This window comes from Kribbella sandramycini (genome assembly GCF_013131805.1).
GTDB classification, from domain to species: domain Bacteria; phylum Actinomycetota; class Actinomycetes; order Propionibacteriales; family Kribbellaceae; genus Kribbella; species Kribbella sandramycini.
This window is the reverse complement of the sequence record NZ_JABJRC010000001.1, coordinates 1,524,427-1,542,244: the sequence shown is the minus strand read 5'-3', so window position 1 is coordinate 1,542,244 and position 17,818 is coordinate 1,524,427. Positions and strand designations below refer to the sequence as shown.

The following is a 17,818-nucleotide window of genomic DNA, read 5'->3' as shown; positions in this document are numbered from 1 at the left end:
CCGGGCGCGGCTGAGGCACCAAGCGACCCGTCTCATTTGTGAACTCGCTTCGCTCCTTCACGGCGACGCTCCCTTTTCGCAGGTCCTTGAGCCCCACCGTACAAGCTCAGGGCCGGAGTTTGCCGAAGATCAGCCGGCTCAGCAGCGCGGCGAGGATGAGCGCGATCAGGCCGGCCAGCGCGATCACCGAGATGACGCAGGCGACGTTGGTGGCGATGGTGAGTTTGGTGGTCGCCTTCGTGAAGCCCTCGGTGAGGATCGCGAGCGCGGCCAGCATGGCGAACCCGATCGCGGCGGCGATCATCACGATCAGGTGGTGGCCGCCGAGGGTTGCCGTGGAGGTGAAACGGGACGAGTGGTCGAGCCAGGGGCCGAAGATGTGCATCCAAACGACGGCCATCAGATCGGCGGCCATCAGGAACCACAGGCTGGTGGCGGGGCGCGTGGTGCTGCGCGTGGATTTCAGCATGGTCACCACCTCTTACGAAATGCGGAGGACCGGCGACGCCGTCGAACTCTCGGCGTAGGCCAGGGTTCCCTCGCGCACTGCGTGTCGAGTGGGGCCCTGGCGTCTCCTCTACCGTCCTTACCGACTACACCTGAAATCGGTAGACTCTATGTATAGAGAGTAGATCCGGTGTGATCCGCTGGCAATGCGGTTCTGCGCGTCGGTGTGAACCGTGACCTTTGGTGACCGCATCCGTTGTCTCTGTGCCGACTGCACCGCGAAAGGTCTCGAATGGCATGCATCTACAGCATTTCGGGTGTAATCGGGTGTATACACGGGTGTACGCGTTCCGAACACTCAACCGATTTTCCGGGAGCCTGTCTTGGTCGCTTCACCTGAGGCCGTCCGGCTTGCCAGCAAGCTGCGGGACCTGCGCGAGTCGCAGGAGCCGAAGCTGACTCAGGCGATGCTCGCGGATGCCCTGAGCGCGGAGGAGCCGGTCGCGGTCTCGACGATCAGCTCCTGGGAGTCGCTGTCCACGCCGAAGCTACCGCCGGCCGAGCGGCTGCATTCCTACGCGCTGTTCTTCGCCTCCGATCCGCCGCGCCTGATCCCCGGCGGTGAGCTCTCGGCCGTCGAGCAGCGCAACTTCCAGGAGCTGCACCAAGAGCTGATCGGTCTCCGGGACGCCGTCCACGGCGGCGCGCGCCCGGCGTCCACCTGGAAGTTCGAGGACGGGCCGATCACGATCATCTGCCCCGAAGTCCCGGAGGACGAGCGGTCGCCGCTGGCGAACGAGGCCGATCCCAACTACACCCGGATGTACCGGTACGCCGATCTCGACGCGCTCATCGAGCTGGTGGGTCATCTGCGGGCGGTCAATCCGGAGCTGACCGTCGTCCACCGCCTGCCCTCGGAGTTCGTCCACGAGGATCTGAGCAGTCACGTCGTCGTCCTCGGCGGCGTCGCGTGGAACCAGCTGGCCAAGCGGATGCTGCGGATCTTCCGGGAGCTCCCGGTCTCCCAGGTCGAGGTCCCGGAGCTGGAGACCGGCGAGATCTTCCGGTCGAGCAGCGCCGGCGGCCAGGAGTTCTGGCCGGTCTGGGACGAGGTCGAAGGCGTCCGGATGCTCGCCGAGGACGTCGCACTGCTGGCCCGCCTGCGGAATCCGTTCAAACACGGCCGCACTGTGACCATCTGCAACGGTATCCACAGCCGTGGCGTGCTCGGCGCGGTCCGGACGCTGACCGATGCCGACGTGCGCGAACGCAACGAGGCCTACCTGGCCGAGCACTTCCCGGGCGGCTCGTTCGCGCTGCTGCTGCGCGTTCTGGTGGTCGGCACCGAGACGATCTCACCCGACCTGGAGATCGCGGCGAACCGCCTCTTCGAGTGGTCGCCGAAGAAGAAGGCATCTGCCGAGTGAGCCACCCGATCAAACACGTCCCCTCCCACGCGTCCCTGCTGCGCGACGTCTCGACGGTCCGGTCGACCTCGGCGAACAGCCGGCTGGACGCGATCGTCGTCCCGGCCGCGCGATCGTCGCTGCAGCGGCTCATCGAGTTGTCCGCGCAGCTGTCGGTCCCGCTGGTCGTGTTGTGCAGCCGGCAGGCCCAGGCGGACAAGGTCGCGGCCCGCGTCGAGGACACCTTCGGGGCCCAGGCGCTGGTCGTCGACGTCCCCGACGACTACACGCTGCCGGGCCACCAGCCGCGCACATCCGACGAGATCTTCCGGACGGTCAGCTGCGGCCGCTCCAGCGATCTCAGCGTCAAGCGCAACCTCGGCCTGCTCCTCGCGCGGCTGCGCGGCTGGCGCAAGATCCTGTTCGTCGACGACGACATCTACCAGCTGCGCCCGCTGGATGTCTCCCGGCTGGCCGCTTCGCTCGATCGCTATCCGGTCGCGTCGATGGCCAGCCGATACTTCCCGGACAACTCGGTGGTCTGCCACGCCCGCCGCCTCGCCGGCCTGCAGCAGGACATCTTCGTCAGCGGCGCCGTGCTCGGCGTCAACACTCAGCATCCGGCGTTGTCGTTCTTTCCCGATATCTACAACGAGGACTGGTTCTTCTTCGCGCAGCACGCGGCCGCTCGCGCGCTGCCCAAGATCGGCGAGGTCCGGCAGGACGAGTACCGGCCGTTCGAAGATCCGGAGCGGGCCGGCCGTGAGGAGCTGGGCGACGTCCTCGCCGAAGGCCTCTACGCGCTCTTCTCCAGTACGCCGGGCTGGAGTCTGGCCGAGCAATTGGAGGCTGCGACCGGTCCACGGCATTGGCAGTACTTCCTGGAAGACCGCCAGGCGATGATCAGCACGACCCGCGACCGGCTGGCGCGGCTGTCGGCAGACGATGCGCTGCAATCGCTGGCGCAGGCCACGGAGCAGCTGAGCTTGATCAGTCCGGAGCTTTGTGTCGACTTCATCGAGAAGTGGCGTGCCGACGACGCGAGCTGGCAGCGGCTGCTGCCGGCGGCAGGGACGGCCTGTAGTGAGCGTGAGGCGATGGAGACTCTCGGGCTCTCGACTTGGTACGCGGCGGGCTACGACTCCGGGGCGGGGTCGGTCGAATCGTGGTTGGCGTTGAGTGCGAGTCTGAGCCGCTCCTCGACGCGGCGCGGTGCGCCGGGGAGGGGCTGGCGCTCGCCGGTGGATTCGAACCCCAGCCGTTCGTAGGTGGCGCGCGCCGCGTCGTTGCCGTCGAGGATCCAGACCATCAGCGTGCGGACGGCCGGGTCGTAGGCGACCAGATGGCTCAGGAACGCGCGCAGGACGCCGCTGCGCCGGTGCAGCGGATCGACCCAGACCGACTCGAAATGCCGCTCGTCCGCCGGTCGGTCGTCACCCCGCACGCAGTGGACGACGCCGATCACCTGCTCGCCGTGCCGGGCGACGATCCAGTCGCCGTCGCGGACGGCGGCCCGCCACTCCGGCTCGCCCCAGGAGGTCTCGGTCTTCGCCAGGAACGCGGCCGGCGAGTCTTCGAGCGCGCGCAACCGAACGGAGCGGAGCGCTTTCCAGTCGTCTTCGGCCAGCACCTCGATGTCCACGCTCGATGCCCCCCGGTGCGTCCAGCCGTCACCCGTCCGAACCAGCGTACTAGCGTTACCGGATGAGGTTTCGGGTGTTGCGAGCCGCGGAGCACCGGCCGGTGCCGTGGAAGAACGGCCTGGGGGTCACTTACGAGGTGGCCCACGGGAGTGGCGAGCCGCCGGGCGATCGCGGCGCCGCCGATCGGTTCGACTGGCGGCTGAGCTTCGCGGAGATCGAGCGGCCCGGCGCCTTCTCCGTCTTCCCGGGGATCGATCGGATTCTGACGGTCGCGGCCGGTGACGAGCTCCGGCTGATGCTGCCGCGAGCGCGGGTCCTGCGGCCGTTCGAGCCGTTCGCCTTCGCGGGCGAGGCGGAGGTCACGGCTGAGGTGGCGGCGCCGGTGGTCGCCTTCAACGTGATGACGCGTCGGGGCGTGGTGACGGCCGCGGTGGAGTGTCGGCGGGTAACTGGCGAGGAGTCGGTGCAGGGTGACTTCCTGGCCGTGCTGGACGGCGCGTTCACGGTCGGGAGCGAGCTGCTCGGCGTCCGTGATGTGGTGGCCGGGCCGCCCGCTTCCGTCACCGGCGCCGGAGTCGTGGCGGTAGTTGCTTTGAGCCCCAATCTGTCGGCGCCGGCGTCAGGTGGAAGTGGAGCTCCCCACCGGTGACGACTTCGGAGTGGGTGATCCAGGCGCGGTCGATTGGCCGGCCGTTGAGGGTCGCGCTCGCGACGTACGGGCCGGTGCCGGTTCGGCGTACGGCGAACTCCGTCCCGCGGCTGGTGCGGAAGGTGACGGTGTCGAAGATCGGGCTGCCGAGGATGTAGATCTGGTCGACGGGGGAGACGGGGTAGAGTCCGGCGGCGGCGAAGATGTACCAGGCGGACATCTGGCCGCAGTCCTCGTTGCCGCCGAGTCCTTCGGGGCCCGTGCCGTAGCCGTGGTCGCAGATGTAGCGCGACCATTTCTGGGTCAGCCAGGGGGCGCCGGCGTAGGTGAACAGGAACGCCATCTGGTGCACCGGCTCGTTGGAGTGGTTGTAGAAATCGTTCCACTTCATCAGGTCGGCCGGGGGCGTGTTCTCGAAGATCGCGTTCAGGCGCTCGATGAACGGCTCCGGTCCGCCGACCAGGTCGATCAGGCCGGCGACGTCGTGCGGGACGAACCAGCCCTGCTGCTCGGGGTTGCTCTCCGCGCAGCCTTCGTCCGGGCCCATCCAGGTTCCGTCGGGGTGCCGGCCGCGGAACCAGCCGAGCTCGGGGTTGAAGACGTTGCGGTAGTTCTGCGCGCTCGCGTCGAGGATCGCCGCGTCGTCCGGGTGGCCGAGGTGTTCGGCGAGTCTGGCCAGTGCGTGGTCGGTGTAGGCGTTCTCGACGGTCATCGACAGCGAGTACTCGCCGGATGCGTAGCCCTGCTGCAGCCAGTTCGCCAGTTCGCCGCGGTTCGACCGCTCGGCCGGGCCGAGTGCGACCTCGCGGCTGAAGCGGTACGCCTTGTCGACGTCGAAGTCGACGATGCCCTTCAGCACGGCCTCCGCGATGAGGTTGATCGCCGGGTCGCCGAGCATCGTGTCGGTGTCGGTGCCGAGCAGTTCCCACCGGGCCAGGCCTATGACCTGACCCGAGTCGGTCAGGTCGATCAGGGTGTTCAGCTGATCGGTCACCACCTGCTCGTCGATGATCGTCATCAGCGGCATCTGGGCCCGGAAGACGTCCCAGCCGCTGAAGACGGTCCGCCGCTCGTACGGCGTACCGGCGTCGACATCCGCGAAGCGGCGGGGCTCGAGCATCGTGTGATAGAGCGCCGTCCGGAAGATCTGCCGCTGGTCGGGGGTGCCGCCCTCGATCGCGACCTTGTCGAGGACGGCGGCCCACTGCGCGCGGGCGCGGGTGACGACCGCGTCGAAATCCCAGTCCGGCAGGTCGTGGGCGAGATTCGCCCGGGCGCCGTCGAGACTGGTGTAGGAGATGCCGGCCTTCGCGCGCAGCACTCCCGGGCCGTCGAACTCCGCGTAGCAACCGGCCTCCGCCGCGGTCGTCGTCCGGGATCGGTCGGCGCGCACCTCGGCGCCTTCCCAGTTGCCATGCGCAACGATCGCGCGATCGAAGACCAGCGCGAAGTGGACCGTGAACGCCGGGCCCTGGCCGCAGATCCAGCCGCCGCCGCTGCGATCGCACCGCATCCAGCCCTCGACCCGGTGGTCGTCCACGACGGTGAACGACTGCTCGACCGAATGCGACCCGTCGAACCCGATCCGCCGGGCCAGGTCGACCTTGACCCGCGGCCGGTCGGCGGCGAACGTGAATCGCAGCATCCCGGCCCGCGCCGCGGCCGCGAGTTCGACGCGGACGTCGTACCGCTCCAGCTCGACCGAGTAGTACCCGGCGCTGACGGTCTGCTCGCGGTACCGGCTGTTCGCCGCGACCCGGCCGGTGACCAACGCGCCCGTCTGCGGCATCACCTGGAGGTTCCCGAGGTCGCCGTAACACCCGACTCCGCCCAGATGCGTGAAGCTGAACCCCTCGATCGTCTCCATGTCGGCCGAGTAGCCACTGCCGTGATCACCCCCGCTGACGGTGTCCGGGCTGAGCTGCACCAATCCGAACGGCGTCACCGGCCCCGGGTACGTCTTCCCACACGCCGTCTCCGGCAACGTGGTCAGTGCTCCGATCAATGGGTCGATATCGTCCACCGCTGGCCGCTCAGTCATCGAACGTTCCCTCGCAAAGATCCGATCTATGGCCGCCACAGCATGCCAGTCCACCCCGCCGTCCGCGCACCCGGCGCTCACCGATCGGACACCGCGGCCTCCGCCCTCGGCCGACGGAGGCCGCGGCGCCGACCCCCTCCATACGTCGGCTCGCGGGCGCCGGTTCAGCGCGTGAGATCTCGGCTGCTGGGATGACCGTTGAGCTGTTAACGTCCGCGGCATGCCGCCTTCCCCCGCCAGGATCCGGCTGCTCGGACCGGTGGCGATCGCCGGCGACGTGATCCGCGCGCCCAAGCTCGCCTGTGTGCTCGCAGTCCTTGCGCTGCAGCCTGGCATGCCGGTGCCGCAAACCGACCTGATCGACCGCGTCTGGGACGGCGACCCGCCGGACAGCGTCCTGAGTGCGCTCTACTCGTACGTCGCCCGGCTGCGCACAGCGCTGAAGGCGGTGCCAGGGGCTGCGATTCGGCGCGCCGGTGCCCACGGGTACGTGCTGGAGGTCGAGCCGGGGGAGGTCGACCTCCATGCGTCGCGGGTGCTGCGTGACGAGGCGCGTGGCCTCGGCCGCGGGGAAGCAGCTCTGGAGGCCTGGCGGAGTGCCTGTGGGTTGGCTGGTGAGGAGGCGCTGGTTGGGATCGGCGGACGTTGGGCCGAGCAGACGCGGGCGGCGCTGGCCGTTGAACGGGGCGAGCTGCTGGCTGAGCGGTACGCGGCCGAGCTGGAGGCTGGCCGGCATGAGGCTGCGCTGACCGAGCTGGTCGGGCTGGTTGACGCGGCGCCTCTGACTGAGCCGCTCGTCAGGCTGCTGATGCTCGCTTACTACCGCTGCGGCCGCCCAGCTGAGGCGCTCGCTCGGTTTGAGGCGACACGGACGCACCTGCGGCAGGAGCTGGGAACAGATCCGTCCCAGCAGCTGCGTGACCTGCAGCTGCGCGTTCTTCGGCAGGACCCGACGCTGGAGCTGGTCACCGCGCCGGTTCAGCTACCGGCGGACATCAGCGGTTTCACCGGCCGCACCGAAGAGCTGAAGCTCCTGGACCAGCTGGCAGACCCGGCGGCTGCCGTGGCACTCGCCGCGGTGATCGGGCCGGCTGGGGCCGGCAAGACCGCACTGGCCGTCCACTGGGGGCACTCGATGGTCGAGCGGTTCCCTGGCGGTCTGCTGTCGGTGAACCTGCGCGGCTTCGACGACGGTGAGACAGTCGCGCCGCGGGAGGCGCTGAGCCGGTTGCTGGTGGCGATGAACCTGCCAGGTGAGGCGATCCCCCAGGACGTCGATGCCGCCGGGGCGCTCTTCCGGAGCATCACGGCCGATCGCCGCGTCCTCGTCATCCTCGACAACGCGCGCAACGCCGAGCAGGTTCGGCCGCTGCTGCCCGGCGCCGGATGCTTCACGATCGTCACGAGCCGCGACCGGCTCACCGGGCTGATCGCTGTGAACGGCGCCCGTCCGGTGCCGGTCGGCATGCTCGGACCAGCAGAGGCAGTCGAGCTGCTCGCGCGCATCCTCGGCCCGGAGCGGGTTGCGGCCGAGCCAACGGCAGCTGAGCGGCTCGCAGAGCTGTGCGGGCACCTGGTGCTCGCACTGCGGATCGCCGCGGCCTACGTGGCCGCCGAACCGCACCTCCGGATCGCCGACTACGTGCGTGAGCTGGAGCGACGCGACCGCCTCGATGTCCTCGCTGTCGATGACGATCCGGCCGCCGCCGTCACTGCCAACCTGGATCTGTCGCTCCGAGTGCTCGACGCAGAGGCGCGTGAGCTCTTCGCCCAGCTGGGCGTTCTGCCCGGGGAGGACTTCACCGAAGAGCTGATCGGGTCCCTGTCCGAGCTGGCCGAGGCGGACACGGTGCGGGCGCTCCGCAAACTCGTCGGCGCACATCTGCTGGAACAGCACCAGGCGCGCAGATACCGCATGCACGACCTGGTCCGCCTGTACGCCGCTCGCACCGGCGCCCAGGCGCTCAGCGAACCCGCTCGAGCCACGCTGATCGACGGCTTCATCACCTGGCACCATGACCGCGCCTACCGGCCGGTCATTGCCGAAGAGACCAACATGTTCGTCGCCTGTGAGGTCCTGCACGACCACCCGCAACTGTGGCGGCTGGTCTTCGGACTGCGCAACGTCCTCAACGAAGGTCGTCTCAGCGGCCGCCTGCGCCAGCTGACCGAGCTGGCCGGCGACAACGCGGCGGCGGCCGGAGACGCCTTCGGGCTGTTCCGGATGACTAGCCTGCGCGCGAACACCTACCGGGTGGACGGCGACACCGCGAGCGCGATCGAGCTCGGCACCCGAGCGCTTGCCCTCGCGGAGAGCCTGAGCGCTCGGGAGCAGACCGCCGCGGGCGGCAACCTCGGCATCTACCTGATCGATCACGGCGACTTCGCCGGCGCCGCAGCCGCCTTCAAGGTGGCGCTGGACCTCGCGATCGCCTCGGAGAACAGCCGCTCGTTGCAGATCTTCGTCACGACGCTGGCCCGCTTGCTGGCGCAACTCGGCCGGTACGACGAAGGCCCGCCGTACGTCGAGAGCGCGCGTCGCATCGCCGGGGCGGAGCTGACCGTCGCCCAACGGGTCGGCCTCGACCTGTCCGACGCCGAGTTGCAGATTGCCGCCGGTGCGGTCGACCAGGCCTTGCAGACGGTGGACGCGGCCATGGCGGCCGCTCGCCAGGCGGCACATCCCTACCTGGACATGTGGTGCCTGAACGTCCAAGGGCGTGCTCAGCTGAGCGCCGGGCGTCCGGAGGCGGCGCGTGACTCGTTCGAGGAAGAGCTGCGGCTGGCGCGGTTACGCAAGCTGGCCAGCTTCGATCTGGACATCCTGTGCGATCTCGGCGAGGCCCTTGTCGAACTGGGCGAGTACCGGCAGGCTGCGGAGCTGCTTCCCGAGGTGCGCCGGAAATGGACGGACCTGTCGCGCGGTGCACAGGCCTTCGTGGACTACCTGCAGGCGCGCGTCCATCTCGGTCTGGGCGAGTACGACGCGGCGCGTGCCCATGCGCAGGTCGCTGTCGACATCTTCGCCGCGATGCCGTGGCCGGCTCGGCATGAGCTGGCGCTGGTGGCGTTGGCGGAGGCGCATGCTGGGCAGGACCCGGGATTCCTGGCCGCCGCCGATGAGATCAGCGCACCCATCAACCGCCTCCTGCGAGCGCGTAGATGACCGAACCCACAATCCGGCTGCTCGGCCGGGTAGCGATCGCCGGTCAGCCGATCCGTGCGCCCAAACTGGCCTGTGTGCTGGCGGTGCTCGCCTTGCACCCGGGGACGCCGGTTGCGCAGTCCGACCTGATTGACCAGGTTTGGGACGGCGATCCGCCGGACGCCGTCCTGAGTGCGCTCTACTCGTACGTCGCCCGGCTGCGCGCTGCACTGAAGGCGGTGCCCGGTGCAACGATCCGGCGAGCTGGTTCGCATGGCTATGTGCTGGATGTCGATCCATGTGCGGTCGACGTGCTTGCTGTCCGTGCGCTGCGCGCGGAAGCCCGGACGACCGGGCTGGACGCATGGCGGCAAGCGTGTGAGCTGGTGGGTGCTGATGCGCTGGTGGGGATTGGTGGGCGCTGGGCCGAGCAGGCGCGGGCTGTGCTGGCGGCTGAGCGACTCGAGTTGCTGGCTGAGCGGTACACGGCTGAGCTGGAGGCCGGTCGGCATGAGGCTGTGCTGGGAGAGCTGGTGGGGCTTGCGGATGCGGCGCCGCTGGTGGAACCGCTGGCTGGGTTGTTGATGCTCGCCTATTACCGCTGCGGTCGTCCTGCGGAGGCGTTGACTCGGTTCGAGGCGATGCGGACCCGGTTGCGGGAGGAGCTGGGTGCTGATCCGTCGACGCAGCTGCGTGAGCTGCACGTGCGGATTCTGCAGCAGGATCCGACGCTGGGGTTGGAGGTGGCGCCGATCCAGCTGCCGGCCGACATCAGCGGGTTCACCGGCCGAGCAGCGGAGCTGGGCGCCCTGGACCAGCTGCTCGACCCAGCGCCCGGCGTGCCGCTGGTGGCTGTGGTCGGGCCGGGTGGTGCTGGAAAGACTGCGCTGGCAGTGCATTGGGGGCATTCGCGGGTACGGGACTTCCCCGGCGGCTTGCTGTACGTCAATCTGCGCGGCTTCGACGAAGGGGACGCCGTGTCGCCGCGCGACGCACTTGGCCGGTTGCTGCTGGCGCTGAGTGTGCCGGGGGAGGAGGTGCCGGACGACGTGGACGCAGCGGCCGAGCTGTTCCGTGCTGTCACGGCTGACCGCGGCGTACTCGTCGTCCTGGACAACGCGCGCAATGCCGAACAGGTGCGGCCGCTACTGCCCGGTGTCGGCTGCCACACGATCGTGACCAGTCGCGACCGCCTTACCGGCTTGATTGCCCTGAACGACGCCCGTCCGGTGCAGGTGGGCATGTTCAGCCGCAGTGAGGCGGTGGAGCTGCTGACGCAGGTCCTCGGTGTGGAGCGGGTCGGTGGGGAGCCGGAAGCTGCAGAACGGCTCGTGGACCTGTGTGGGCAGCTTGCGCTCGCACTGCGCATCGCCGCCGCCCATGTAGCCGCCGAGCCACACCTCTCGATCGGTGACTACGTCAGCGAGCTAGTACGCCGAGACCGGCTCGAAGTGCTCGCAGTCGAAGGCGACCCGGCTGCGGCGGTCACTGCGAGCCTGGACCTGTCGTACCGCGTCCTCGACGGCGAAGCGCAGCGACTGTTCGCACTCCTCGGCGCACTGCCCGGAGAGGACTTCGCCGAAGAGCTCGTCGTGGCGGTGTCCGAGTCGGATCCAACGGCCGCACTGCGCCGGCTGCTGACCGCGAACCTGATGGAGCAGCACCAAGCCCGCAGATACCGTCTGCACGACCTCGTCCGCCTGTACGCCGCCCGAGTCGCCGAACGCGACCTGACGCCGGAGGACCGAGCCCAGCTGGTCGATCGCTTCATCGACTGGCACCACGACCGCGCCTACGAACCGATCGCCGCTGAGGAGACCAACGTCTTCCTCGCCGCCGAGGCGCTCCAGGACCACCCGCGCCTCTGGCGACTTGTGCTCCCACTGCGCAACACCCTCAACGAGTGGCGCTCGGTCGAGCGGATCCGCCGACTCATCGAGGTGGCCACCCGGCGCGCCGAGCAGGCCGACGATGCGCTCGGCCGATTCCGGATGACGGTGCTGACGGCATCCGCCGCGCGGATCGACGGCGACACCGCCGCCGCTATCGAGATCGGCACCCGGGCCGTCGCGCTCGCCGCGCCGCTGACCGATCGCGAACAGACCACGGCGAACGGGAACCTCGGCATCTACCTGCACGACCACGGCGACTTCGCCCGCTCGGCGCCGGCCTTCATCCGGGCGGTCGAGCTGGCGGCCGCGCACGGGAACATCCGATCCCAGGTCACCGGCACCGGGAACATGATCCAGGTGCTGCTCCGGATCGGGCGGTTCGACGAGGCGGCGGAGTACATCCGGCGCGCCGAGCAGGCCACCGCGGACTCGCGGACCGACGAGCAGCGCATCCGGCTCGGCGTCTCCACCGCGGAGCTGCACGTCAACCGCGGCGAGTTCGACCAGGCCACGCAGGCGATCGCGGCCGCGCTGTCGATCGCACGCGGCGGCTCGTTCGGCCACCTCGACATCTGGTGCCTGCAGGTCCAGGCGCAGATCCACCTGCACGCCGGCCGCCTGGAGTCCGCGCGGTCCACCTTCGAAACCGAACTCCGGCTGGTCTACGAGCGCAAGATGTCCTCGATGGCGCCCGCCGTCCTGCTCGACCTGGCCGAAGTCCTCGTCGAACTCGGTGACCACGCCGCCGCCCACGACCTGGTCACCGAAGCCCGCGCCAAGTGGCCCCGGATCGCCCGCGGCTCCCAGATCTACCTGACCCTCGTCCTGGCCGGCGTCCACAACGGCCTCGGCAACCACCCCACCGCCCGCGACCACGCCACCCAAGCCGCCCACGCCTACGCAGCCATGCCCTGGCCCGCCCGCCAAGAACTAGCCCTCCGAGCCCTAACCACCGCCCAAACCGCCCTAGGCGCCCCCACCCACCCCCACCGCGAGGCGGCCGACCGGATAGCCGCACCGATCAACCGCCTCCGCCGGGGTCAGGTCAGAAGAACGGCATGACCTCCCGCCAAGCTTCCATGTATTGGTCGTAGGTGACCGCGGTCGTCTCCTCGTAGGTCAGCGATCCGCCGATCGGCGGGCTGACGCCGGCGCCGACGCCGACATTCGCACCGGTGGACCAGTTGCCGCCGGTCGGTACCGAGCTCGAGGTGCCGACCGAGACGAAGTCGCTCGCGCCGCCCTCAACGCCCACCGTCCAGCCGGAGCCGGTGAGTTCCTCGGCCGAGGACGCCGACGTGAGCGTGCCGCCGAGATTCGCGCCGACGCCGAGCAGCGTGCTGGTGAACCCCTTCTGCGTGGTGCTGGTCATCACCAGGCCGTCGTCTCTGGTGTACACCGCACAGTTGCTCACGCCGACTTGGCCGAGCGACGAGGCATTCACTCCGGTGCACACCCCGATCCCGCCCGGTGCGTACTCCTCGGTGTAAATCTCACAGCCCAGGCGCAGCCGTTCGGTGGGCTGCAGACCACAGGTCGAGCTGGCCACGTCCCACACCTGGTCGACGCCGTTCCAGAACCGGTCCGACATGTCGTCGCGAGGTGCGGCCACGCCGGTTCCGCCGGGGTGGGTTATGGGGCCGCCAGGGCGGACCTTCTTGTCGTTGGGGCGGTCGGGGATGCCTTTGGGGGCTCGGGGTGGGGTGGCCTCGGAGGAGCCGGGGCCGCGGCGGGCGGCGCCGTTGGTGTTGGGTTTGCGGGGGGTGCGGGTCTGGCCGGTGGATTTGGACTGTTTCTTGACCTTCTTGCCGGGTTTGGGGACTCGGGCGGCTTTGCGCACGCTCTTGAGGCCGCTGGGGTCGGACATCGTGACGGGGGAATTGTTGGCGTAGGCGTAGCCGTTGAGTTGTTGCGGGTCGGCCAGGTCCATCAGCGGGTCGGCCGAGATGAAGCGGCCGGTGGCGGCGTCGTACTCGCGGGCGCCGATGGTGGTGAGCTGGACGGCGTCGTTCTGCAGGCCGCCGACGAAACCACGGTTGTCGGGCCAGGTGGCCGGCGCTGGCCCGCGCTGGTTGCCGAACGGGTCGCGGCGCCGGACGGTTGCGGTCAGCGTTTCGCTGTTGACGATCCACTGGTTGGTGCCGTGGTGATCACCGGCGACCCACAGCAGGTCCCCGAGCCCGTTGCGGGTGCCGACGACGTCGTCGCCGTGCTTGTAGTACCGCGTGGCCTCGACCTTGCCGGTCGCCTTCGTGTACGTCAGCTCATACCCCGCGACCCACGCCGTCAGGTCGCCGTTGGCATCGGCCCGCAACAGTCGTTGCCCGTCAGCGTTGTCGTAGAACTTCGCTGTCCCGGCCGCAGAGGTGACGGTGTTCAGCCGGCCGGTCGGCGTCCAGTCCAGGACGTCGGCGTCGATACCGGTGCTGAAACCGGCCTTGTCGTAGCTGAACGCGGTCGACGCACCGCTGGTCGACGCAACCCCGGTCAGCTGATGCGGACCAGCCGCGTACGAGTACGTGTCCTCGACCGAGCCGCCCGGAGTCCACCGCCGCTCACTCTTCCGGTTGCCGACCAGGTCGTACGTGTACGCCGAGTGGTACGCAGCCGGCCCACCGGCAGTTGGCTCCGCGCATGTAGCGCTGGTCTGCGCCCAGGCATCCGTCAGACGTTGCAACGAGTCGTAGCGGAAGCACTGCGTCTCCGGAGTGTCCCCGATGGCCAGCACATTGCCGGAAGCGTCGTACCGGTACGACAGCGCGGCCACATCATGATTCGTGCCGTTCTTGTCGAAGTAGAACTGTTCGAGCCGTCCGGTGCCCTCCTCGTAGATCCACGTCTGCCAGGCCGAGTCGCCCAAGCGCCGCTGCAACAGCTGCCCGTACGGCGAGTAGACGGCGTTGTCGACGTAGACGTGGCCGAACCCGAAGTCGTCACCCCACGACGTCACCCGGCTCGGCCGGCCCATCGCGTCGTACGACTGCGTCATCACCTCTTCGTCCAGACTGCCTGCGGCCTTTGCGCCGGAGGTGTGGAGTGAGCCGTCCTCGTTATAGGTGTAGGCCTCCCAGTACGACCCGGCCAACGCGCCTGCAGCCTTCGGCAGATGCGTGTAGACCTGCTTGGCCTGGCCTTCCGGCGTGTACTTTCGGGTCTCCGACGTCCATGCCTGCCCGTCGACCCAACGCGTCGCCGTGAACGGCATCCCGATCCCGTGCTCGGCGCCGTCGTACGCACGCTCGACGAGCGGCGTCGTACCGGCCAGAACCCTCGTCTGCCGCCCCAACGCGTCGTACTGGTAGTTGATGGTCTCGTTGTTCCCGTTCGTCGTCGCTGTGACCTGACCGCCCGCGTTGTACGCCGTACGCGACGTACCGGTGTCCGGGTCGTGCAGTGCGGTCCGGCGGCCGCGCACGTCGTACTCGTATCGCCACTGATTGCGCCCCGGGTCGGTGACGGTGCCCAGTTGGCCGTTCGGCGCATACGTGTACTTCGTCGCGTCGAACGCCCCGGTCGCGTTGCGGTCCTTGTACTGCCGCAGCTCAACCGTGCGACCAAGTGCGTCGACCAGTGTCGATCGGCTCGTCCCGCCCTCGGGAGCGATCACCGTGGTCCGCCAGTTCGTGGCGTCACCGCCGAACCGGTACGACGTCCGCCACTTCTCCCGGTCCTTCACCACGAACACCTCGTCGGTGACCCGACCAGCTGCGTCGTAAGCGAGTTCGGTGCGTGCGACGTCGTTCGTCCGGCTGATCCGGACGAGCGTCCCGTTCGGACCGGAGACGTTGTTGTACACCGGCCCGGAGTTGAATCGCTCTCGACCGTAGGAGTCGTAGACGGTCTGCGAGACGAGCCGGCCGCCGTTCGTCTGTGCCTGCACCTGCCGGGAGCGCAGCAGGGAGTCGTAGAGCGTCACACTGCGCAGGTACGAGCCATCGTGGATCATCCGCTCGGCTGTCACCGTGGTCGGCGTGTTCTGCGCGACGTGATAGCTGAACCGCTGGCTGGCGCTTTCGGTCGTAGCATCGCGCCCAGGCAGCCACACCGCGGTCCGGCGGCCCAGCGGGTCGTAGGACGCGACTGTCCGGCGGGCGTTCGGGTCGGTTGTCTCGGTGATCAAACCCCAGCCAGGCAACAGCTTGGTGGTGGTGACATGCCCCAGCGCGTTGGTGCTGGTCGTTGCCGTCACCGGCCCGCCTGCAGCAGGTACGTACGCCGTGGTCGTCTTGTTGCCCAGTGCGTCGGTAGCGGTCAGCTGCCGACCGAGGGTGTCGAAGGTGGACGTTCCGATCGTCTTGTAGACATCGCCACTCTCCAACGCCTCCGAGCGAGTCATCAGGCCAGTACCGTTGTAGTACGCCCGCAGCCCACCGATGACGTCGGTCGGCCGGTTCACCGTGGCGGCACAACCAACGGAGACGGACTCCACTGTCGACACCAGCTCCAGCAGCCAGAGCGCTGTGTTGTCCGCGTACGTCGTCCGCACACACCGCTCGTCGCCTGACTTGGCGACATCCCCCTGCTGGTCGACGCGGATCTCCCGGCCGCGTTCGTCGTACGCCGTCTCGGTCCGGGCAGTTCGCCAGACTGACGGCGCCAGCAACGTGCGAGTGTCGGTACGCCGCTCGCCGGTCAGCCAAGCCTCGACGGAGCCGCCCTCGTAGCTGCGCTTCGCGGTGCGTGCTGTCCAGTACCAGCTGGTCTCCGTTCCGATCAGTGTGGTGTCGTTGAAGGATGCTGTCTCCCACTCCACACCGGCGAGTGCCCGATGGTCCGTTGCGGTCTGACCGTTCGCATCGGTGAGCGTGACCGAGCGCTTCCCACTGGGGAGCTTGTCGCCGTCCAGACCGCGGTAGTACCGGGCGCGGGTGCGCAGCTGCGGGCCCGGGTCGGCCGGATCTCCGGTCAGTGTGACGACCTGCGCGTAGCCGCGCCACTGGTTCCAGTCCCGGTCCTTCTTCTCGACGAACTCTGCGTCGTTCCAGGCCCACAGTGCGGCCGTTCCGCCGCCCTCGGTCGAGTACTCGTAGAACTTCCAAACCGTGTCGCCACCGCCCGTCGCGTCCGACTCGGCGACCGACCGGACGACGTACTTGTGGAAGTAGACGTCCACCGGCTCACTCAGGCCTTCTGGTGTGTAGCGGGCCGGGAAGCAGCGCCGGTTGTTCTGATGCGCGCTGGCCGGCAGGTCACCGCGGCCGCAGTCCGGCTCGGTGTAGTTGACGGTCGTCACGCCGCCGGTCTCGTTCTTGATCGAGGTCAGCCGCGGCCGCCAGATCCCCGGGAACGCCTCGCCGGTGTCGACGCGGTTCGGGAGGAACGTCCCGCCGAACTCCACCGGCGGCGTCGTCGCCGTCCCGCCGACGTGTCCGGTGTGCTGAATGGCGGCCAGCCACAGGACGACCTGCTCTTTGTCCCCGTAGTCCTTGAACTTGTGGGTCAGCTTCCAGGAGTCCACCGGCGTGTAGTTGCCGTTGGCCACGACGTACGACGTCACCGCGGCCAGCCGCTTGGACGAGAAGAACGCGGGGGCGGTCCGCTCGCACCTCGTCCCGGCCTTGCAGGTCAGCTCCCAGGGCGTGTCCGGCCACTTGGCCTTGCGCGGCTCGCCGTCCGGCTCGCGGCAGTCCGACAGACAGCGGTCTGCCATCGTGAACTCGACCTTGGCCGTCTTGGCGTTCGTCCGCACGCCGTACTCGATCGACTTCAGCCAGCCCTCCCGGACGTACGTCGCCTGGGTGTCGGAGTCGACCGCGTAGCGGCCGGTCGCCGTCTCGTAGGTGTATTGCGTCGAGTTGCCGTGGACGTCGACGGACTTGTCCAGCATCCAGCGATAGGTCTGGTCGCAGCGGGACGGGTAGCAGGCTTCACCGGAGTGGTTGCCGAAGACGGGCACCGTCCACCGCGAGGTCGCCGTGGCGCCGAAGTGGTGTTTGGTGCCGTCGGTCGTGGTGATCGTCCACTGTTCGGGTGATTCCGAGTGCTGGATCTTCCAGTCGACGTCGTCCGCGGCCTTCCAGGCCTTGGTGGCATCGTCGCGGACGAGCGCCGTGCTGACGCCGTCCAGACTGATCGTGATCGACGGCGAATCGCCGTCCCAGCAGAGGTTCCCGGCCGGATCGCCGGACTTGTCGTCGGCGCAGGAGGTGTAGGTGCGTTCGATGAAGTTGGGCGCCAGCGACCAGCCGTCGCCGACAGCGGACGCCTGGCTGTTACTGCCCGACGTCCGGCCGTCGTGTTCGGCCGACGAATAGGTCAGACCGAGCGACGGCGTCGGCCCGGTCGCTGGAGGGAGCCGTAGGTCGTAGGTGTAGGAGAACGCGCCGGACGCGCCGCCCTGGGTCCAGGCCCCGGCCGCAGCCAGGTCGGTGGCCGACCAGTCGCCGTCGTCGGCATCGCCGGCCGCGTCGCCGGGAGTGCCGGACCAGTCCGCGGCCCCGTCCCGGAACGCGGAGTCGGCACCCGCGACCGGCTCGACCGGGGTCGAGTCGTACGGCTGTGGTTTGCGGTCGAAGTCGGCGTACGCGGTGGTGGTCAGCATGGACAGGAAGAGCGCGACGGTGACGAGGCCTGCCGCGGCTTTGCGGTAGCGCAT

Annotated in this window: 8 protein-coding genes; 4 read left to right on the top strand and 4 right to left on the bottom strand. The window is 68.9% G+C overall.

The window, feature by feature from the left end:
• Positions 1–106 precede the first annotated feature (106 nt).
• Complete coding sequence (locus HPO96_RS06870; RefSeq protein ID WP_171671947.1) at positions 107–469, bottom strand: hypothetical protein; 363 nt, start codon at positions 467–469, stop codon at positions 107–109.
• 361 nt (positions 470–830) lie between these two features.
• On the opposite strand from HPO96_RS06870, the gene HPO96_RS06865 reads away from it, so the two are divergent.
• Positions 831–1,874, top strand: coding sequence for an XRE family transcriptional regulator (locus tag HPO96_RS06865; protein WP_171671946.1), 1,044 nt, complete (start codon positions 831–833; stop codon positions 1,872–1,874).
• Between the two features lie 1,114 nt (positions 1,875–2,988).
• Here the strand turns inward: HPO96_RS06865 and HPO96_RS06860 are convergent.
• Positions 2,989–3,495, bottom strand: a complete 507-nt coding sequence (locus HPO96_RS06860) for a GNAT family N-acetyltransferase (protein WP_171671944.1) — start codon at positions 3,493–3,495, stop codon at positions 2,989–2,991.
• A gap of 62 nt (positions 3,496–3,557) precedes the next feature.
• Here HPO96_RS06860 and HPO96_RS06855 point away from each other — a divergent pair, with 62 nt between their 5' ends.
• A complete protein-coding gene (locus tag HPO96_RS06855) occupies positions 3,558–4,145 on the top strand; it encodes a HutD/Ves family protein (RefSeq protein ID WP_171671943.1) in 588 nt (195 codons plus the stop codon).
• Here the strand turns inward: HPO96_RS06855 and HPO96_RS06850 are convergent.
• A complete protein-coding gene (locus tag HPO96_RS06850; RefSeq protein WP_171671941.1) occupies positions 4,057–6,186 on the bottom strand; it encodes a GH92 family glycosyl hydrolase in 2,130 nt (709 codons plus the stop codon). The genes HPO96_RS06855 and HPO96_RS06850 overlap by 89 nt on opposite strands.
• 220 nt (positions 6,187–6,406) lie before the next feature.
• Here HPO96_RS06850 and HPO96_RS06845 point away from each other — a divergent pair, with 220 nt between their 5' ends.
• Both HPO96_RS06845 and HPO96_RS06840 read left to right on the top strand, forming a co-directional pair.
• Complete coding sequence (locus HPO96_RS06845) at positions 6,407–9,352, top strand: AfsR/SARP family transcriptional regulator (protein WP_171671939.1); 2,946 nt, start codon at positions 6,407–6,409, stop codon at positions 9,350–9,352.
• Positions 9,349–12,285, top strand: a complete 2,937-nt coding sequence (locus HPO96_RS06840; protein WP_171671938.1) for an AfsR/SARP family transcriptional regulator — start codon at positions 9,349–9,351, stop codon at positions 12,283–12,285. Before HPO96_RS06845 ends, HPO96_RS06840 begins: the two co-directional genes overlap by 4 nt.
• Here HPO96_RS06840 and HPO96_RS06835 read toward each other — a convergent pair.
• Positions 12,269–17,818 (bottom strand): RHS repeat-associated core domain-containing protein, encoded by a 5,550-nt coding sequence (locus tag HPO96_RS06835; protein WP_171671936.1) that lies wholly within the window; start codon positions 17,816–17,818, stop codon positions 12,269–12,271. The two genes, HPO96_RS06840 and HPO96_RS06835, sit on opposite strands and share 17 nt — an antisense overlap.

What these genes read in the sequence shown, in the direction of transcription:
- HPO96_RS06870 (WP_171671947.1), bottom strand. Translation starts at nt 469, where the DNA reads ATGCTGAAATCCACGCGCAGCACCACGCGCCCCGCCACCAGCCTGTGG.
- HPO96_RS06835 (WP_171671936.1), bottom strand. Translation starts at nt 17,818, where the DNA reads ATGCGCTACCGCAAAGCCGCGGCAGGCCTCGTCACCGTCGCGCTCTTC.
- HPO96_RS06845 (WP_171671939.1), top strand. Translation starts at nt 6,407, where the DNA reads ATGCCGCCTTCCCCCGCCAGGATCCGGCTGCTCGGACCGGTGGCGATC.
- HPO96_RS06855 (WP_171671943.1), top strand. Translation starts at nt 3,558, where the DNA reads ATGAGGTTTCGGGTGTTGCGAGCCGCGGAGCACCGGCCGGTGCCGTGG.
- HPO96_RS06850 (WP_171671941.1), bottom strand. Translation starts at nt 6,186, where the DNA reads ATGACTGAGCGGCCAGCGGTGGACGATATCGACCCATTGATCGGAGCA.
- HPO96_RS06840 (WP_171671938.1), top strand. Translation starts at nt 9,349, where the DNA reads ATGACCGAACCCACAATCCGGCTGCTCGGCCGGGTAGCGATCGCCGGT.